This is a genomic window from Comamonas testosteroni (genome assembly GCF_030505195.1).
Taxonomy (GTDB): domain Bacteria; phylum Pseudomonadota; class Gammaproteobacteria; order Burkholderiales; family Burkholderiaceae_C; genus Comamonas; species Comamonas testosteroni_G.
In genome coordinates, this window is the sequence record NZ_CP129672.1 from 5171038 (window position 1) to 5189159 (window position 18122).

Sequence of the window (18122 nt, forward strand, 5' to 3'; positions counted from 1 at the left end):
CAGTACACTTTTGCAGGCCAGTTCATGAGCTGGCCTGCTCTAATTGACCTGACACTTTGAGAAAGCGCTTCATGCTGGATGCACAGATCGACGGCGGGACAGCGACTGCGGCAGCCTTGCCTGTGGCCGCTACGGCATCCCTGGGCTGGCAGCCCATGCGCTCCAGTGCGGCAGGCCTGGTGGAGCAGTTGGTCGAGCATTTCGGCGGGCTGATCCGCAATCATGGCCTGCGTGTGGGCGTGCGCCTGCCTTCGGTGCGGGCGTTGGCGCAAAGCGCAGGTGTCAGCCGCGACACCGTGGTCCAGGCCTACGACAAGCTGGCTGCCCAGGGTCTGGTGCAATCGCGGCGCGGCAGCGGTTTTTATGTGGCGGCCCAGCGCCGCGTGATGGAGCCTGCCGCCGTGGCTGCCGCCTCGGCGCAGCCGGCGGACTTCGACACCGCTTATCTGCTGCGCGGCATTTTTCGCGATGACAGCGCGGGCACCGGGGGCGCAGGTTGCCTGCCTTCGAGCTGGATGGATCAAGGCCTGATCACAGGCGCCATGCGCGCCATCACCCGTAACAATGCGCGGGCCGAGCAGAGCTTTCTCAGCTACGGCCATCCACAGGGTTTTCTGCCATTGCGCCTGCAGATAGCCTCGAATCTGCAGGCCCAGGAGGTGCCGGCCCACCCCGAGGCCAACCTCATGACGGTGGGCGGCGTGACCCATGGCCTGGACCTGGTCGTGCGCTGCTTTCTCAAGCCCGGCGATACCGTGCTGGTCGAGGACCCGGCCTGGTTTCTGATCTTCGGGCGGCTCAAGTACATGGGCGTGAACGTCGTCGGCGTGCCGCGCCTGCCCGGCGGGCCCGATGTGGTGGCTCTGGCATCGCTGGCCCAGAGCCACAAGCCCAAGCTCTTCATCCTCAACACGGCGGTGCACAACCCCACGGGGCTGAGCCTGTCTGCCGGTGTGGCCCACGAGGTGCTGCGCATTGCCGAGCGCCATGATTTCCTGCTGGTCGAGGATGACACCTATGCCGAATTCCTGGGCGCGATGCCGCTGCGACTGGCGGCTATGGACAGATTGCAGCGCGTGATTCTGGTGGGGGGCTACTCCAAGACCTTGTCGGGCGGCCTGCGCGTGGGCTATATCGCGGCCAAACCCGAGTATGTGCACCGCCTGACCGACATGAAGCTGCTGGCGGGCCTGACCTCTTCGCTGCCGGCGGAGCAGATCGTGCACCATATTCTGGCTGACGGTTCCTTTCGCAAGCATGTGGACCGGCTGCGCGAGCGGGTGGATCGCGCGCGAGGGCGCTGTCTGCGCAAGCTCGAAGCGCTGGGCTGCCATGCGGAGTACGAACCCGTGGCCGGCACTTTTGCCTGGGTCGACTGCGGCGTGGATACCGAGGTGCTGGCGCGTCAGGCGGCGCTGAGCAATCTGCTGCTGGCGCCGGGCCTGCTGTTTTCGCCGCAGCAGGCAACCAGCAGCAAGCTGCGCGTGCCCGTGGCGATGGCCGACCATACCGAGCCATGGAAGGTGCTGGAGCAGATCCTCAGGCAGCTGCGCCAGTAGCGTCCTGAGCAGTGCGCGGGCCCGGGCTTTGTTCACGATTGATAACAATCGCGCGCCTGTGACGTGACTGACCCAGCAGCATCTGCTGTTATGTTGGTAGCATGACAGCAGCACGAGCTTTGCCCCATGCCGCCGCAGGCCACTGCACGCGCGATCCTCTGCGCGGTGGCTCGCGCACGGGGCGGTGGCTGCTGTCCGGGCTGGTGCTGTGCGCTCTGGCCGCTTGTTCCAGCGCCCCCACGAATCATGGCGAAGTAAAGGGCGAGGACTTTCACTCGCGCGAGCTGCTTCAGTCCGACAGCAACCGCATGGCGACGCTGGCCATGAAGGAGAATCTGGAGAGCCTGTTTCTCATCATGGACAAGCTCTACCGCCGCAACCCCGTCGAATGGAAAAAGACCGCCTCCAGCCGCGAAGCGGCCATGACCTATGTGCGTATTGCCGTCATGGAGCGCCAGCCCTGGCATGAGCTGCAGGACAAGCGTGACGTGGCGGCGTTGTCCCTGGCCTTGCAGCCCGAGTTTGCAGGGGACCGGGTCGCGGCGTTCGTCCATGCCGCAGCCGATATGCTGATCACCGCGCATGGCGGGCGAACCAGCTTCACGCTGATCGACGGGCTGGAGCCGCAGCATATCTTCAATGCAGCGCGCAATCTGGAAATTGCCAACTGGATTCTCAACTCCCGTAAAGCGCCCGATGGAAAGCCCTTGCTGCTATCGAATCAGATAGCGCAGGAGGGGCGCAATCTGAGCTTCGAGCGTGAGATGGGAAAGATCATCGGCCGGCTGGATCTGGTGGCGGATTACACCACCGAGCGCTACCGTCGCTCCGTCATCGGCTATGCACAGGGACTGCTTGCCGGCCCGTTCATGCAGTTTTTGCCCGTTCGGTAGAAACTCTTCAGGCGTCACAGAGCACGATGGTGGCAATCGCGGACGAGTCTTCCATGGCACGCACGGCATGGGGCATATTGGCTGGCAGATGCATGAGTTGCTTGGGGCCCAGTTCATGCACGGTCTGGCCGATGAGAACTTCGAGTCGACCCTCCAGGCATTGCAGGCTGACGCTGCCAGGCACGCGATGCGGCGGCAGCGACTGTCCCGAGCGCAGCACGACGCGAATGACTTCCAGATCTTCCGCCTTGAAGAGCACGCTCGAGTGAGCGGCAGAAAGCCTGGCTCCGTAAGGAGCGACATCCAGAGCTTGGTGGGTGGGCGTGGAGTGGATATGGTCCATGACAGCACCTGAGCGAAAGCGGTAATAAGGCATTCTCCCCCGAGTGGGGCCCAAGTTCAATCACCGTTTTGTGACAGTGCTGTAGGGCATCAGGCCTTATCACCTTGTTTCGTTGTTCATCAGCGCTTTTTGGCGCGTATCGCCGAGGCCCGTGCTCGACTGGCAGCTGTCATGCCAAGAGCCATAGATTCTCGGCAGGCATGGGGCTGAAGCCCGCTGTCGCGAACTCTGCAGCCCAGCGTTTCAGCAGGATCGAATGACGCAGGCACAAATCCGGCTCATTTAGCCGTGCAGAGAGGCAGGCGAAGCGCCGTGCGCAGCGGCTGCGAATGCCTGGTTGGACTTAACGATTCGCAAATCGAATCATTCATGCGATTTAAACAATTGGACTTGAATGATTGAACGCTTCAGCATGCAGTGCAGGCATCGGATACAGGTGCCGCAGCCTGAACAAGGAGACAAGCATGAACAAGCGATTTTTACTGCGCGCCTGTGCGAGCGCAGGCCTGGCAGCCACCATGAGCATGGGCCTTGCGGGGACGGCGCTGGCTCAGGAGAGCTATCCCACTGCCCCCATCACGCTGGTGGTTCCGTTTGCTGCGGGCAGCGGCACCGATGCGGTGGCACGCGTGGTGGCCAACAAGCTGGGCGAGCGGCTCAAGCAAGCCGTGGTGGTGGACAACCGGGCCGGGGCCAATGCCCAGATTGCGGCCGTGCACGTGGTCAAGGCCAAGCCGGATGGCTATACGCTTTTCATGACCACCAATACCTCGCATTCGGCCAATCCCTGGCTGGTCAAGGGACTCAAGTACGACCCCATCAAGGACTTCACGCCCGTGGCGCGCGTGGGCGAGCTGCCGTTTGCGCTGGTGGTTCATCCCTCGGTGCCGGCCAAGACCGTGGCCGAGCTGATTACCTATGCCAAGTCGCATCCGGACAAGCTCTCCTACGGCACGCCCAACAGCACCTCGCTGGTGGCCTCGGAAACCTTCAAATACATCACGGGTACGCAGATCACCGGTGTGCCCTACAAGTCAAGCCCGCAGGCGCTGACCGATGTGATGGGCAACCAGATCCAGATGTATGTGGCCGACCTGGGCTCGGCCTGGGGCACGCTCAAGACCGAGCGCGTGCGCACCCTGGGCGTGACTGCGGCCAAGGGCTCGCAGCTGCTGCCCCATGTGCCGGCCATCGGCAAGACGCTGCCGGGCTTCGACATCACCTCGTGGAACGGCATCTTCGGCCCGGCCGGCATGCCCAAGGCCATAGCCGAGCGCATCAACAGCGAGCTGCAGCTCATCCTCAAGGACAAGGCCGTGCAGGAGCAACTGGCCCAGGTCGGCTTCGAAGTCTGGCCCACGGCCACGCCCGACGAGTTCGCGATCTATGTGAAGGAGCAGCTCGCCAAATGGGGGCAGCTGGTCAAGCAGGCCGGTATCGAGGCGCAGTGAGATGACGAGCATGCACAGCGAAAGCCGCCAGGCTGCGGGTCATACAGCAGGTCATACAGCGGGCCACACAGCAGGCCCGTCAGCGGGTACTTCAGCCGGTCCCCTGGCCGGCGTCAGGATCGTGGACATGACCTCGGTGATCATGGGGCCGTTTGCCACGCAGATTCTGGCCGCCCTGGGCGCCGATGTGATCAAGGTCGAGTCGCCCGAGGGCGACAACATGCGCCATGTAGGCCCCATGCGCAACCCCGGCATGGGCCCCATTTTTTTGCAGGCCAACCAGGGCAAGCGCTCCGTGGTGCTGGATCTCAAGCAGGCCGCCGCGCGCCAGGCGCTGCTGCAGCTGCTGATCGATGCCGACGTCTTCATCAGCAATGTACGGCCCCAGGCCATGGCCAGACTGGGTCTGGACTGGCAGACGCTGGAGCAGAGCCATCCGCGCCTGATCCATGTGAGCTGCTGCGGCTTCGACCAGGCCGGCCCCTATGCGGCCAAGCCGGCCTACGACGACCTGATCCAGGGGGCGACCGGCGTGCCCTGGCTGGCCCAGCAGTACGGCGGCGGCGAGCCGTCCTATGCGCCCATGACGCTGGGCGACCGGGTCACCGGCCTGCATGCGGTCTATGCGGTCACGGCAGCGCTGTATGCGCGCGAGAAGAGCGGCCTGGGCCAGGCGGTGGTCGTGCCCATGTTCGAGGCCATGACGCAGTTCATTTTGGGCGATCACATGGCCGGGCTGAGCTTCGAGCCGCCGCTGGGCGATGCCGGCTATGCGCGGCTGCTGACGCGCCATCGCAAGCCCTACCGCACCAGCGACGGCCATCTGTGCGTGCTGATCTACAACGACAAGCACTGGCATAGCTTCTTCCAGGCCATAGGCCAGGGCGAGCGCATGCGCGAGCCCATGTTCGCCTCCCACGGCCAGCGCGCAGCGAATATCGATGCGGTCTATGCCGAGGTGGCGAGCCTGATGCGCGAGCGCAGCACGGCCGAGTGGCGCGCGCTGCTCGATGCGGCCGACGTGCCGAATATGCCCATGGCCTCGCCCGAGGACTTGCTGGCCGACCCCCACCATGCGGCCACGGGCTTTGTGCGCGAGATCGAGCATCCCAGCGAGGGGCGGCTGCGCACCACGGCCAATCCCACGCAGTGGAGCGCCACGCCCCCGGGCCGCCAGGCCAGCGCTGCGCCGCAACTGGGCCAGCACACGCTGCAGGTGCTGCGCGAAGCAGGCCTTGGCGAGGCGCAGATCGCCGCACTGCAGGCCAGCAGTGGCTGCATGCAGGCTTCATCATCCAACGACCAAAGAGAGACAGAGACATGCCCCGCTATCTGATCCGCGAGCAGGACGTACAGGGCTACAGCCCCGCCAACCACCATGGCACGGTGAACCGACGCCTGGTCAGCCAGGCCAATGTCGGTGCCCAGCACATGGAGTTGGTGCTCGGAACGCTGGAAAAAGGCGGCGGTGCGTTGCCGCACGCCCACCCGGGCATGGAGCAGGCCTGCTATCTGCTGGAAGGCTCTGCCGAGGTGGAGGTGCAAAGCCAGGGCCAGAGCGAGCGCTTTGCCATGCAGGCGGGCGATACCTGCTTTTTCCCCGAGGACTGCATGCATGTGTTTCGCGTCACCAGCGACACCCCCGTGCGTCTGCTGGTCTTCTACAGCCCGCCCTATGGCGAGAACCCGGCGCGCGTGCGCCGACCTGAGTGATTAAAAACAATAGCTGATAGCGCTTGTCAGACGGGCGTTTGAGGCGGATTTCATTGAAATTCAACTGATAGAGAGAAGCCGCCATGGATTTTTTATGGAGCGCTGAGCAGGAACAGATCCGGGACGCCGTGCAGCGCGCCTGCGCGCCTTTCGACGATGACTACTGGCTGAAGAAGGACAGGGACGGCGGCTTTCCGCTCGACTTCCACCAGGCCCTGGCCGAGGCCGGCTGGCTGGGCATTGCCATGCCCGAGGAATTCGGCGGCGCAGGTCTTGGCATCACCGAAGCGGCGCTGATGATGCACACCATATCGGCCACGGGTGCGGGCCTGTCGGGCGCTTCGGCCGTGCACATGAATATCTTCGGCCTGCATCCGGCCGTGGTCTTCGGCACCGACGAGCAAAGACGGCGCTGGCTGCCGCCGCTGATTGCGGGTCGGGACAAGGCCTGCTTCGGCGTGACCGAGCCCAATGCCGGGCTCAACACCCTCAAGCTGCAGACCCGTGCCGTGCGCGACGGCGATGTCTATGTGGTGCATGGGCAGAAGGTCTTCATCTCCACGGCCCAGGTGGCCAACAAGATGTTGCTGCTGGCTCGCACCAGGCCCGTGGAGGAGTGCCAGGGCACCGAGGGCCTGTCGCTGTTCTACACCGACCTGGACCGCAGCCGCATCGCCGTGACCGAGATCGAGAAGATGGGGCGCAAATGCGTGGACACCAATCAGCTCTTCATCGACGGGCTGCGCATCCCGGTGCAGGACCGCATCGGCGAGGAGGGCAAGGGCTTCACGTACATCTTGCACGGCCTCAACCCCGAGCGCATCCTGATCGCGGCCGAAGCGGTGGGCCTGGGCCGTGCAGCCCTGGCGCGTGCCACCCAGTATGCGAACGAGCGCGTGGTCTTCGATCGGCCCATTGGCCAGAACCAGGGCGTGCAGCACCCGCTGGCCCAGGCCTGGATGGGGCTGGAGGCTGCACACCTGATGGTGCAGAAAGCTGCCTTCCTCTATGACAAGGGCCTGCCCTGCGGCGCCGAGGCCAATGCCGCCAAGTACCTGGCCGCCGAAGCCTGCGCCAAGGCCTGCGAGACCGCCATCTTCACGCACGGCGGCATGGGCTATGCCAAGGAATTCCATGTGGAGCGCTATATGCGCGAGTCCTGGATTCCGCGCCTGGCACCCGTGAGCCCGCAGCTCATCATGTGCTTTATCGCCGAGAAGGTGCTGGGCCTGCCCAAGTCGTATTGATCGGCGATGGCGAGTGAGGTAGATGACCTGCTTGATCGGCTTGCAGAGGGCGGGCCGAGGCGAAATCTCGGCGTATCCGGCCAGGCTTCTGTCGCTTGCTGTGATTGGGTTAGAGGCTGATTTGGCTTGAATTCCTGCTTCGGCAACATGCCTGTTTTTTAGACAGAGGGCGGGTCTCGGCCCGCCAGCCGACTTACTTTCTTCCGCCGGTGTGCCGGACCACCAGAAAGTAAGCAAAGAGCCGGCCCCTGCTGCCCCCGTCCCGCCGGCTGCGCCTGCGGGCAGCGTGGGCACAAGGGGCAAGACCAACAACCGGCCTCGTCCCAATTCTTGCAGGCCGCCCGTATCCACCCGTTTATCTGCGCCTGCGGCACGCGGTTCGGGATGCGGGCAACGCTGCCGCAGGACAGCGTTGCATCGTGAACTGGCTTGCCGCCGTCTGTCTGAGCGAAGCGGCGTGCCGCGCAGCGAGTTGGGCGGCAGAGCAGCCTGAATGGCGTGACGCAGGTTTGCCCGCAGCGAAGCGCAGGGACGCAGATGGTCGGGTTGCGCTCTTTGCTTACTTTCTGGCAACAGAAAGTGAGTCGCCCGCCGGGGCGAAATCCCGGCGTGGCCGTCAAGGCCTCTGTTGCAAGCGACAAAGCGATGCTGTTTTGATAGCTTCTTGCGCTTTCTGTGATTGGGCTAGATGCTTATTTGGCATGTGGTTTTTGTTGCAATGGCTTGACGGCGGAAGAGGGAGGTCGAAGCAAATGAACGGCTGGGTTTGCTGCCAGCCGGGCGCGAACTCCCGGTGTCTTGCGGCATGGGGTATGGTCTTGGCCAAACTTTGCGAAACATGATGAAAACCCATTTGCTGCGTTACTTTGTGGTTCTGGCCGAAGAGCTGCACTTCGGCCGGGCCGCACAGCGCCTGTGCATCACTCAGCCGCCGCTGAGCATGGCGCTCAAGACGCTGGAGCAGGATCTGGGCACGGTGCTCATGGAGCGCGACGCCAAGAACGTCAGGCTCACGCCTGCCGGGGAAGCCTTTTTGCACGAGGCGCGCAAGGTGCTGGCTCAGCTTCAGCATGCGGCCGAGGTGGTGCGCGGCGTGGCGCAGGGCCTGCAGGGGCGGCTGGACATAGGCATCACGGGGTCCATGGTCTACCGGCAGGTGCCTGGGTTCTGCCGGGCCTTTCGCGCCGAGCGCCCGCTGGTCGAGCTATGCCTGCACGAGATGTCAACACGCGATCAGCTGCAGGCCATTGCCAGGGGGCAGATTGACTGCGGCTTTCTCAACATCGGAGTGCCACAGGACGATATACGCACGCTGTCCATAGGTGAGGAGGCTTTTGTCTGCTGCCTGCCCAGCGATCATGCACTGGCCGAGCGCGGCGAAATCGATCTGCGCGAACTGGCCCAGGACACTTTTGTCATGTTCGCTCGCGAGGTGGCCCCGGCCAATTACGACAACGTCATCGCCTGTCTGCAGCAGGCCGGCATCCATCCGCATACCCGCCATGCCGCGCGCCAGTGGCTGACCGTCATGGCACTGGTCTCGGCCGGTCAGGGCGTGGCCCTGGTGCCGGCCTGCATGCAGACCGTGGGCATGAACGGCGTGCGCTTTGCGGCACTGCGCGGCAGCCGGGTGAGCACGCCGGCCGTGCTGGCCTGGCGGTCACAGGGCATGCCGGCCGTGCTCGAAGCCTTTGTGGCCAGCGTGCAGAGCCTGGTGCAAGCCGGGCAGCCAGAACTCCCAGCCGCAGGTAGCTAAGCCCGGAGCTGTGGCGCTTCTTTTGCTGCTCAACGAGAAAACCCGTTCTATGAGGGCCGGTGCTCCCCGGCCATCAAGAATGGCAATGCCTGTGCCTCAGCCGAATTGAATGCCCTGGGCCAGCGGCAGCTCGCGCGAGTAGTTGATGGTGTTGGTCGTGCGGCGCATGTATTGCTTCCAGGCGTCGGAGCCGCTTTCGCGGTCGCCGCCGGTTTCCTTCTCGCCGCCAAAGGCGCCGCCGATCTCGGCACCGCTGGGCCCAATATTGACATTGGCCATGCCGCAGTCCGAGCCGGCCGCGCTCAAGAACAGCTCCACCTCGCGCAGGTCGTTGGAGAAGATGCAGGAGGACAGGCCCTGGGGAACATCGTTGTTGAGCGCAATGGCCTGCTCCAGCTCGTCATAGCTCAGCACATAGAGCAGCGGGGCAAAGGTCTCGTGGCGCACGATGCCGGTCTGGGCCGGCATGTCCACAATGGCCGGCGCCACATAGAAGCCCTGCGGAAACTGCTGCTCCAGCTGGCGCTGGCCGCCCGTGAGCAAATGGCCGCCGTCCTTTTGAGCCTGACTCAGCGAGTGCTGCAGCGCCTCGAACGATGCCTCGTTGATCAGCGGGCCGACCAGGGTATCCGGCTGCAGCGGGTTGCCGATGCGCAGGCTGCGGTAAGCCGGCAGCAGCCTGTCCAGCAGCGGCTGTTTGACATCGCGGTGCACGATCAGGCGTCGCAGCGAGGTGCAGCGCTGGCCGGCCGTGCCCACGGCGCTGAAGACAATGGCGCGCACGGCCAGATCCAGATCGGCAGCGGGCGTGACCACCATGGCGTTGTTTCCGCCCAGCTCCAGAATGCGCTTGCCAAAGCGCGCCGCCAACTTGGGGCCCACGGTGCGGCCCATGCGGCTCGACCCCGTGGCCGATACCAGCGCAATTCGGGGGCTGTCCACCAGGGCCTCGGCGACAGCCGCGCCGCCCAGCACGATCTGCGCCAGACCTGCCGGCGCCCGGTCGCCAAACCGGGCAATGGCCCGCTCCAGCGCCTTGAAGGTGGCCAGGCCCGATAGCGGTGCCTTGTCGGAGGGCTTGAAGATCACCGGGTTGCCGCAGACCAGGGCAATCGCCGCGTTCCAGGCAAAAACGGCGCTGGGAAAGTTGAAGGCCGTGATGACGGCCACCGGCCCCAACGGGTGGTACTGCTCCATGATGCGGTGGCCGGGACGCTCGGAAACAATGGTCTTGCCATGCAGTTGGCGCGACAGGCCCAGCGCGAATTCGCAGATGTCCACGCCTTCCTGCACCTCTCCCAGGCCTTCCTGCACGATCTTGCCGACCTCGCAGGAAATCACATGGCCTATATCGCTCTTGGCGCGGCGCAGCTCCTCGCCCCAGAGCCGAACCAGCTCGCCGCGCACCGGGGCAGGCACCACGCGCCATTGCCTGAACGCCTCGACGGCATGGTCAATGACTTGCGCCACCTGGGCGCCGGGCAGGGCGGCCAGGCTGGCCAGTTCCGTGCCGTCGATGGGCGAGCGCACGCTGATGTCCTTGCCCTCAAGAGCCTGCAGTGCAATGCCGCAGCGGCTCAGCACGGTGTGGAAGTCGGCAGCGGCGATGGCAGTCATGGCATTCCCTCCTGAATGGTGTGAGATACAGGCCTCAGCCTAGCAGGCCTTCGAAGTAGGGGGCCACGTGGGTGCCCGAGAGTGCGGCCAGCGTGCACTGCTCCTGGCGCACAAAGCCCTGCTGCGGCAGCTGGCCCGAGGCGAACAGCTCCACGGCGGCCAGCATGCCGGCCGAGGTCGTCAGCTCTATGGCCGTGCGCTGCCTGCCGCGCAGCACCGCGCCGAAGATGCGGGCGCTGCGCGTCAGCTGCTCCAGCCGCCCGGCGCGCATGCCGCTGGCCATGGCGGCAATCACCACCATGTCTTCGCGGCTGTGGGGCACTGCGCCTTCGAGCACCTGGCGCAGCAGATCGCGCCGCTCGATCAGGCGCAGGCCATGCAGCAGCAAATGCATGGCATCGCGGTGGCCGGGGTGGCGTATGGTCTTGTAGTTGAGGTTGCGCACGCGGCCCTGCAGCGTCTCGCACAGCGTGCCCAGACCGCCCGAGGTGTTGAAGGCCTCGAAGTTCTCGCCGTCCAGAATCAGCTGCTCGACCCCCTCCAGCGGCGGCACCAGCATGGGCTGGCCGTTGACGATGGTGTTGCAGGGCTTGCAGTACTCGTTGATGACGCCGTCCACGCTCCAGGTGAAGTGGTAGCGCAGCGCATTTGTCGCATGGCGCGTGAGCGCGCCCACGCGCAGCTGCAGATCGAACAGCTCGTCGAACTGCTGGGCCAGATGCCCGCCCAGCATGCCGATCAGGCCTGGAGCCAGTCCGCATTGCGGCATCAGCACCGAGCGCGCCTGCGCCGCCATCTCCTGTATGGCGCGCATGGCCGCCACATCCTCGGTCAGATCGAAGTAATGCACGCCCAGCCGCGCTGCAGCCCTGGCCACGCGCTCGGCGCAGAAGAAAGGCAGGGCATTGATGACGACAGAGTGCTGCTGCAGCGCGCGGGTCAGTGCCGCATCATCGTCGATGTCCAGCTGAAGGGGGCGGATCTGCGGGTCGGTGCCGGGCGGGGGCTGCATATCGGCCAGCGTGACGGTGGCTTCATGCAGCTCGGCAGCCATGTCGGCGATCGTTGAGCCGATCTTGCCGGCGCCGAGGATGAGAATGTTCTGTCCAGTCAGCTTCATCATGGAGAACTCCTTGAGAGCAACGCAGCGATCACTTCCTCTGGGGCCATCTTAAACACAGGGCGGCGATTTGCACCACCGTGGCAAGCGTCAGCAGGAGTCGATTTGCGTGGGCAGACAAGGAGTCTTCAGCGGGGGCTGTCCGCTTCAGAAAGAATAGCTGTCAGCGCTTGTGCAATCAGCAGCTGACAGCCTGACAGGTTTCAAGCCCCGGGGGGCCAGCTGCGATACCCGCTGCAGCAGAGCGGGGTCAGCTGGCCGGTGACCGGATCTGCTGGTTAGTGGCTGTGCAGCACGATGGTGATCAGGGCCGAGGAGTCGAGTTCGGCCTCGACCTCATGCATGGTTTGGGCGGGCAGAAACAGCAACTGCCCCGCGCTCAATGTCTGGCGGCTTGCGCCCTGGATGACGGCGAGCTGCCCCTGCAGACATTGAATCGTCAGTTCGCCCAGCACCTGATGCGCAGGCAGGCGCTTGCCTGCCATCAACACCAGACGGATCACTTCCAGAGTGTCGGACTTGAATAGTGCCGCGGTCTTCTGGTTTCCCAGCGAAATGCCGTCGGGCTGCACTTCGACGGGAACTCCGGGTTGGGCGTGGGGCAGGGCCATGGCCTCAGGCCTTTTTCTGCAGCATCTTGATGATGCTGGAAAAGTCTTCACCGCCATGGCCGGACAGGCTGTGCGCCGCATAGATGGAGCGCGCCATGCCGCCCAGCGGCGTGCTGGCGCGGTTGGCGGTGGCGTTGTCCTGTGCCAGGCCCAGATCCTTGAGCATGAGATCCGTGCCGAAGCCGCCTGCATAGCCCTTGCTGGCCGGTGCGTTCTCATGCACGCCGGGGAAGGGGTTGTATTTCTCCAGTGCCCAGTTGCCGCCGGAGCTGCGACGCATGATTTCGGACAGCACCTTGGGGTCCAGACCGTTGGCCACGCCCAGGGCGATTGCTTCGCTGGTGCCCACCATCAAAATGCCCAGCAGCATGTTGTTGCAGATCTTGGCCGTCTGGCCCGCGCCCACGCCGCCGGCGTGGAAGATATTGGCCCCCATTTTTTCGAGCAATGGCTGGGCGCGTGACAGCTGCGCGTCGCTGCCGCCCACCATGAAGGTCAGCGTACCGGCAATGGCACCTCCGGTGCCGCCCGAAACCGGGGCGTCGATGAAGTCGATGCCCGCTGCCTGCGCTGCCTTGGCCACCTTCTGGCTGGTGGCCGCGGCGATGGTGGAGCTGTCGATGACCAGCGTGCCCTTGGCGATGTGCGCCAGCAGACCGGCCGCACCGTCGCGGCCCAGGAACAGGCTCTCGACGTGCTGGCTGGCGGGCAGCATGGTGATGACGACTTCGGCGCCTTGCACGGCTTCCTGGGCACTGGAGGCTGCCTGGGCCCCTGCGGAAGCGACCTTGGCGATGGCCTCCTGGCTCAGGTCAAAGGCTTTGACACTGTGGCCGGCCTTGGCCAGATTGACGGCCATGGGGGCACCCATATTGCCCAGACCGATAAAAGCGATTTGCATGTCTGTCTCCTTGCTGTTATTGAATTGATAGCGCCTGGCGCTTTATCCATAAGCGATTGGTTGGTTTTCGCTTAATTTTTGAGAATGGCACCCTTGTCAGCGAGCAGGCTGCGCAAGATGCTGCGGTGGCAATGCGCCTCGTCGTCGCAGTAGCAGCCCAGAGAAAAGGCGCAGCTGTGCGACAAGGCTGCGAGCAGTCCCAGGGTGCGATCGGCGGCTGGCTCGGCCAGTTGCTTGCGGAACTGCTTTTCAAACTGCTTCCAGAGCTTGTCGGCCTGTGCCGTCTGGCCGGCCGTGCGCAGCTTGATGGCCTCCAGGGCCTGCTGCATCAGCTCCACCTCGGGCGAGAGTTCGGGATACCAGCAGTCGTAGTAGTTGCGACTTGCGAACTCGGCCTTGGGCACGCCGCGCGGCGGTCTGCGCACCGTACCTATGCGCAGGCCTTCGTCGGGGGCGCGTTCGCTGCCTAGCTGGACTATGCGTATGGCCATGAGGTCAGTCCTTTGTCCTTATTCGCTGTCAAAAATAGGGTGCTTTTCGGGAGCGTCGGCATCAGCCAGTTTCGGGGCTGCCCTGGTGCGCCTGCGCCCGCTGCTGGTGCCTTGAGCTGCAGGGCTTTCTCCATCGCCCGGCTTCTTGCTGACGGTCTTGCTATCGGCCTTGCTGGCGGTCTTGCGTTTGGGCGTGGCTTTTGCCAGCGGGTTGAAGGCCAGGGCCTCGCTGATCCAGTACAGCCATTGATCGCGCCTGGCATAGGCCGTGGGGCCGACGAGAAAGTAGCCTTCCATCAGTCCGCGCGAAGACAGCGGGCGCACGCCTGGCATCTCTGCAATCAACGCATGACTGGCCGGCGGCAGGCGCACCAGCAGCTCGTCGTTTTCCACGCCCAGGCACATCTTGCCGTTGACCATGAACACATGGCAGCCGAACATGGTTTTCTCTTCCACGGCTGTGCAGCCCTGCAGCGCATCGCGCACGGCGTCTATGAGCTGCAGGGTTTCAGGGGCGATGGGCTTGGCGGGCATGGCAGTCCTTGCGTTGGGTGATGGCAGCAGCTTAGCGAATGACCTCCGGTGCATCACCCTCCAGCATGCGCCTGGCAATGATGACGCGCATGATTTCGTTCGTCCCTTCCAGAATCTGGTGCACGCGGGCGTCGCGCATCAGGCGCTCCAGCGGGTATTCGCGGATGTAGCCATAGCCGCCATGCAGCTGCAGGGCCTCGTTGCAGACCATGAAGCCGGCATCGGTGGCAAAGCGCTTGGCCATGGCGCAATAGGTCGAGGCATCACGCGCACCGGCGTCCAGTTTGGAGGCTGCCAGGCGCACCATCTGGCGTGCCGCGACCAGCTCGGTCGCCATGTCGGCGAGCTTGAACTGCAGGGCCTGGAAGCTCGCGATGGCCTTGCCGAACTGCTTGCGCTCCTGCATGTAGTGCTGGGCCTGGGTCAGCGCGCCCTGGGCAGCGCCCACCGAGCAGGTGGCGATATTGATGCGCCCGCCGTCCAGGCCCTTCATGGCGATCTTGAAGCCTTCGCCCTCGCGGCCCAGCAGGTTGTGCGCGGGAATGCGCACATTGTCGAAGCTGATGACGCGCGTGGGCTGGCTGTTCCAGCCCATCTTCTCTTCCTTTTTGCCATAGCTCACGCCAGCCGCGTCGGCAGGCAGGGCAAAGGCCGAAATGCCCGAAGCCCCGGAGCCGGCATCTCCGGTTCTTGCCATCAGCACCAGCACATCGGTGCTGCCCGCGCCGCTGATGAAGGCTTTGCTGCCGTTGACGATGTACTCGTTGCCCACCAGCTCGGCCCGGGTCTTGAGCGAGGCCGCGTCCGAACCCGCGCCGGGCTCCGTCAGGCAGTAGCTGGCCAGCTTGCTGCCGCTGGTGAGCTGCTCGCCCCATTCGGCGCGCACGGCATCGGTGGCCCAGGTTCCCAGCATCCAGGTCGCCATGTTGTGGATGGTGATGAAGGCCGTGGTCGATGGATCGACGGCCGCCATTTCTTCGAAGACCAGCGTGGCATCGAGTCGCGGCAGGGCCAGGCCGCCGATGCTCTCCGGCGCATAGAGACCGCAGAAGCCCAGCTCGCCAGCCTTGGCAATGGCATCGCGCGGGAAGATGTGCTCGCGGTCCCACTCGGCCGCATGCGGCGCCAGCTCGGCCTGCGCAAAAGCACGGGCGGTATCGGCAAAAGCGCGTTGATCTTCGCTGAGTTCAAAGTCCATTTCATGTCTCCTTTTTGTTCTATTCGTCTTCTGGCCCCCGACGGCTTTGCCGCTCAGTCGGGCGGCCCTTGGTGCAGCCAGCGTTTGAGCACCGCATCGCGGGCCGTGATCTGCTGCACCAGACAGCCGTGGTAGCGGCTGGGCCAGTCGGGCTGCGCTTCAAAGGCCTTCGTGGCCTGCTTGCACTGGGTAATGCGCTGGCGGCTCCATTCGCCTTGCTCCTTGCGCAGGGCGGGTCGCTCATGGGCCGATAGCGCACGCATCACATCGCCGTAGAGAATCTGGTGCTCGGTGTCGGCTTGTTGGAAGTCCTTGATGGCGCAGGCATTGGTCTGGGCCGTGGTGCCGCCGGGCACGCAGTCGGCTCCGGCCTGGGCCAGGGCGTGCTGGCTCAAGCTTGCTGCAAGAAGAAGAGCCGCAAGCGATTTGGTGTCTAGGGTCGCAGGGCTCGGTTGCCTGATTTTCTGAATGCGGATCGTCATGCCCGCATCATCGCAGCCCGGGCTGGCCTGCTGGAGCAAGTGATATGGGTTTGCCCGGTTCATGGCTGCTTTTCACCCTGTTCGTTTTTTGCCAGCGGATACCACTGGTTCTTGAAGACCTTGACCCGGCTCAGGGCCATGCCGATGCGGCAAGCAGCCATGTCTTCGGCTTCATGGACATAGCCATTGGGCTGGCAGCGCCGGTCGCGCTGCTGTGTCCAGTCGTCCTGCTCGGACTGCAGGGCCTGGGCGCTGGCCTGCGGCAGCTGGCGCTGCAGGTACAGGTAGAGCACCTGCATGCCCCGTTCTATGACCTGGGCCTGTTGCTCAAGGCAGGCAAGAGACAGTGGCTGATCTGCGGGGCAGTGCAACGGGGCCGGTTCGCTTTCCTGGGCCGAGGCTACGGGCAGATGGGCAATCAGCAGGCTGGCGGCTGCCAGAGCGCACAGACGGGCCAGCCGCCGTGTGGGGCTGTGAGAGGTATATGCGGCCGGGCGCAGGGGGGAGGAGCGTGACAATTCTTGAGCGTACATGCCTGCCATCATCGGCAACGCCGCACAGCGCAGCCCGGGCCTGGCAAGAGGCTGGGCTGCACTGTCGGGTTTCATGGCCGGCTTACTTGAGGCTGATGGTGGTGTTCACGCCGTGGCTGGTGGTGCTGTCGTCGAACCAGCGTGCCGTGATGGTCTTGGTCTGGGTGTAGAACATGACCACCTGCTTGCCGTAGGGGCCCAGGTCGCCCAGCTTGGAGGCACGGCTGCCCGTGAACGAGAACAGCGGCACGGGCACGGGGATGGGCACATTGATGCCGACCTGGCCCACATCGATCTCTTCCTGGAACTTGCGCGCGGCCGCACCCGATTGGGTGAAGATGGCCGTGCCGTTGCCATTGGGGTTGGCGTTGATGAACTCGATGGCCTGATCGATGTCCTCGGCAGCGACCAGACACAGCACGGGGCCGAAGACTTCCTGCTCGTAGATGCTCATGCCGGGCTTGACGCCGCTGAAGATGGTGGGGCCGACAAAATTGCCCTTGGCATAGCCGGCTACCTCGGGTTTGCGGCCGTCCAGCTCCAGCGTGGCGCCGTCGGCCAGACCGCGCTCGATCAGGCCTTCGACACGCGACAGGGCCGCGCAGCTCACCAGAGGGCCGACATCGGTGCCGGGCTCGGTGCCGCCACTGACCTTGAGGGTCTTGGACTTGGCCACCAGATCGGGAATCCAGTTTCGGGCTTCTCCCACCAGAACGGCGACAGAGACCGCCATGCAACGCTGGCCGGCTGCACCGAAGGCGGCGCCCAGCAAGGCGTTGAGCGACTGCTCCTTGTTGGCGTCGGGCATGACGATGGCGTGGTTCTTGGCACCCATCATGCATTGCACGCGCTTGCCGTTGAGGCTGGCGCGGTTGTAGACATGGGTGCCAACCTTGGTCGAGCCCACAAAGCTGATGGCCTTGATATCGGGGTGGTCGCAGATGGCGTTGACCACGTCTTCGCCGCCGTGGATGACGTTGAGCACGCCAGGGGGCACGCCGGCTTCCAGTGCCAGCTCGGCCAGACGCATGGTGACCATGGGGTCCTGCTCGGAAGGCTTGAGGATGAAGGTATTGCCCGTGGCGATCGCCATGGGGAACATCCACAGCGGGATCATGGCCGGGAAGTTGAAGGGCGTGATGCCTGCACACACGCCCAGCGGCTGGTTCAGCGTATAGGTATCGACACCGTTGGCCACATTGTTGGCCAGCTCGCCCAGTTGCAGATTGCCGATGCTGGCCGCATGTTCCACGACTTCCAGGCCGCGGAAGACATCGCCTTCGGCGTCGGGCAGGGTCTTGCCCTGTTCGGCCGTCAGCAGGGCGGCCAGCTCCTTCATGTTCTCGCGGATCAGCTGCTGCAGCTTCAAAAAGATGCGGGCGCGTGCGCCGATGGGCGTCTTTTTCCAGGTCTTGAACGCTTGCTTGGCATTGGCCACGGCGGCGTTGACCTCGTCGGGCGTGGCGAACGGAACGCGCGCCAGCACTTCCTGCGTCGCAGGGTTGACCACATCGCGCCACTGGGTGGTTTTGGATTCGACCATCTGCCCGTTGATAAGCAGCTTGACCGTGGGCGCCAGAACCTTGGCGGAAGTCGGTGCGTTCATGAGGTGTCTCCGTTGGTGAATTCGTTCCTCATGGTATGTGTGCGGATTTGCTGTAGCAATAGCAAAC

18 protein-coding genes are annotated in these 18122 nt (G+C 64.3%); 7 read left to right on the forward strand and 11 right to left on the reverse strand.

Going from position 1 to position 18122, the window contains the following annotated elements; all coding sequences use genetic code 11:
- Positions 1 to 71: 71 nt before the first annotated feature.
- Together QYQ99_RS23880 and QYQ99_RS23885 are read left to right on the forward strand one after the other, a co-directional pair.
- Positions 72 to 1559, forward strand: coding sequence for a PLP-dependent aminotransferase family protein (locus QYQ99_RS23880; protein WP_302090318.1), 1488 nt, complete (start codon positions 72 to 74; stop codon positions 1557 to 1559).
- Positions 1560 to 1660: 101 nt separating this feature from the next.
- A complete protein-coding gene (locus tag QYQ99_RS23885; RefSeq protein ID WP_291604152.1) occupies positions 1661 to 2452 on the forward strand; it encodes a hypothetical protein in 792 nt (263 codons plus the stop codon).
- A gap of 7 nt (positions 2453 to 2459) precedes the next feature.
- Here the strand turns inward: QYQ99_RS23885 and QYQ99_RS23890 are convergent, their stop codons facing one another.
- Positions 2460 to 2795: a cupin domain-containing protein gene (locus QYQ99_RS23890; protein ID WP_291604154.1), complete on the reverse strand. Its 336-nt coding sequence runs from the start codon at positions 2793 to 2795 to the stop codon at positions 2460 to 2462.
- Positions 2796 to 3259: 464 nt separating this feature from the next.
- On the opposite strand from QYQ99_RS23890, the gene QYQ99_RS23895 reads away from it, so the two are divergent.
- The 5 genes from QYQ99_RS23895 (at position 3260) to QYQ99_RS23915 (ending at position 8962) form a co-directional block, all read left to right on the forward strand.
- Complete coding sequence (locus QYQ99_RS23895; protein WP_302090319.1) at positions 3260 to 4246, forward strand: Bug family tripartite tricarboxylate transporter substrate binding protein; 987 nt, start codon at positions 3260 to 3262, stop codon at positions 4244 to 4246.
- A gap of 127 nt (positions 4247 to 4373) precedes the next feature.
- On the forward strand, positions 4374 to 5582 hold the full coding sequence (locus tag QYQ99_RS23900) for a CaiB/BaiF CoA transferase family protein (protein ID WP_302093254.1): 1209 nt from the start codon (positions 4374 to 4376) through the stop codon (positions 5580 to 5582).
- Positions 5567 to 5959 (forward strand): cupin domain-containing protein, encoded by a 393-nt coding sequence (locus QYQ99_RS23905; protein ID WP_302090320.1) that lies wholly within the window; start codon positions 5567 to 5569, stop codon positions 5957 to 5959. Before QYQ99_RS23900 ends, QYQ99_RS23905 begins: the two co-directional genes overlap by 16 nt.
- 83 nt (positions 5960 to 6042) lie before the next feature.
- Positions 6043 to 7206: an acyl-CoA dehydrogenase family protein gene (locus QYQ99_RS23910; RefSeq protein WP_302090321.1), complete on the forward strand. Its 1164-nt coding sequence runs from the start codon at positions 6043 to 6045 to the stop codon at positions 7204 to 7206.
- Between the two features lie 838 nt (positions 7207 to 8044).
- On the forward strand, positions 8045 to 8962 hold the full coding sequence (locus QYQ99_RS23915) for a LysR family transcriptional regulator (RefSeq protein WP_291604164.1): 918 nt from the start codon (positions 8045 to 8047) through the stop codon (positions 8960 to 8962).
- 96 nt (positions 8963 to 9058) lie between these two features.
- Here the strand turns inward: QYQ99_RS23915 and amaB are convergent, their stop codons facing one another.
- The 10 genes from amaB to QYQ99_RS23965 all read right to left on the reverse strand — a co-directional run bounded on the left by amaB (position 9059) and on the right by QYQ99_RS23965 (position 18055).
- Positions 9059 to 10579: an L-piperidine-6-carboxylate dehydrogenase gene (amaB, locus tag QYQ99_RS23920; RefSeq protein ID WP_302090322.1), complete on the reverse strand. Its 1521-nt coding sequence runs from the start codon at positions 10577 to 10579 to the stop codon at positions 9059 to 9061.
- A gap of 34 nt (positions 10580 to 10613) precedes the next feature.
- Positions 10614 to 11702, reverse strand: a complete 1089-nt coding sequence (locus QYQ99_RS23925; RefSeq protein ID WP_302090323.1) for a saccharopine dehydrogenase family protein — start codon at positions 11700 to 11702, stop codon at positions 10614 to 10616.
- A 275-nt stretch (positions 11703 to 11977) separates the two neighbouring features.
- A complete protein-coding gene (locus tag QYQ99_RS23930) occupies positions 11978 to 12310 on the reverse strand; it encodes a cupin (protein WP_302090324.1) in 333 nt (110 codons plus the stop codon).
- Positions 12311 to 12314: 4 nt separating this feature from the next.
- On the reverse strand, positions 12315 to 13211 hold the full coding sequence (gene mmsB / locus QYQ99_RS23935; RefSeq protein ID WP_302090325.1) for a 3-hydroxyisobutyrate dehydrogenase: 897 nt from the start codon (positions 13209 to 13211) through the stop codon (positions 12315 to 12317).
- Between the two features lie 71 nt (positions 13212 to 13282).
- The gene (locus QYQ99_RS23940) at positions 13283 to 13702 is read right to left on the reverse strand and encodes a DUF488 domain-containing protein (protein WP_302090326.1); all 420 of its coding nucleotides are present in this window, start codon (positions 13700 to 13702) and stop codon (positions 13283 to 13285) included.
- 18 nt (positions 13703 to 13720) lie between these two features.
- Positions 13721 to 14236 (reverse strand): TfoX/Sxy family protein, encoded by a 516-nt coding sequence (locus QYQ99_RS23945; protein ID WP_302090327.1) that lies wholly within the window; start codon positions 14234 to 14236, stop codon positions 13721 to 13723.
- 31 nt (positions 14237 to 14267) lie between these two features.
- A complete protein-coding gene (locus tag QYQ99_RS23950; RefSeq protein ID WP_302090328.1) occupies positions 14268 to 15434 on the reverse strand; it encodes an acyl-CoA dehydrogenase family protein in 1167 nt (388 codons plus the stop codon).
- Between the two features lie 53 nt (positions 15435 to 15487).
- Positions 15488 to 15955, reverse strand: coding sequence for a lysozyme inhibitor LprI family protein (locus QYQ99_RS23955; RefSeq protein ID WP_437439083.1), 468 nt, complete (start codon positions 15953 to 15955; stop codon positions 15488 to 15490).
- Positions 15956 to 15975: 20 nt separating this feature from the next.
- On the reverse strand, positions 15976 to 16449 hold the full coding sequence (locus QYQ99_RS23960; protein ID WP_302090330.1) for a lysozyme inhibitor LprI family protein: 474 nt from the start codon (positions 16447 to 16449) through the stop codon (positions 15976 to 15978).
- Positions 16450 to 16531: 82 nt separating this feature from the next.
- Positions 16532 to 18055 carry a CoA-acylating methylmalonate-semialdehyde dehydrogenase gene (locus QYQ99_RS23965; protein WP_302090331.1) on the reverse strand — a complete coding sequence of 508 codons (1524 nt, stop codon included), beginning with the start codon at positions 18053 to 18055 and terminating at the stop codon, positions 16532 to 16534.
- Positions 18056 to 18122: the final 67 nt, after the last annotated feature.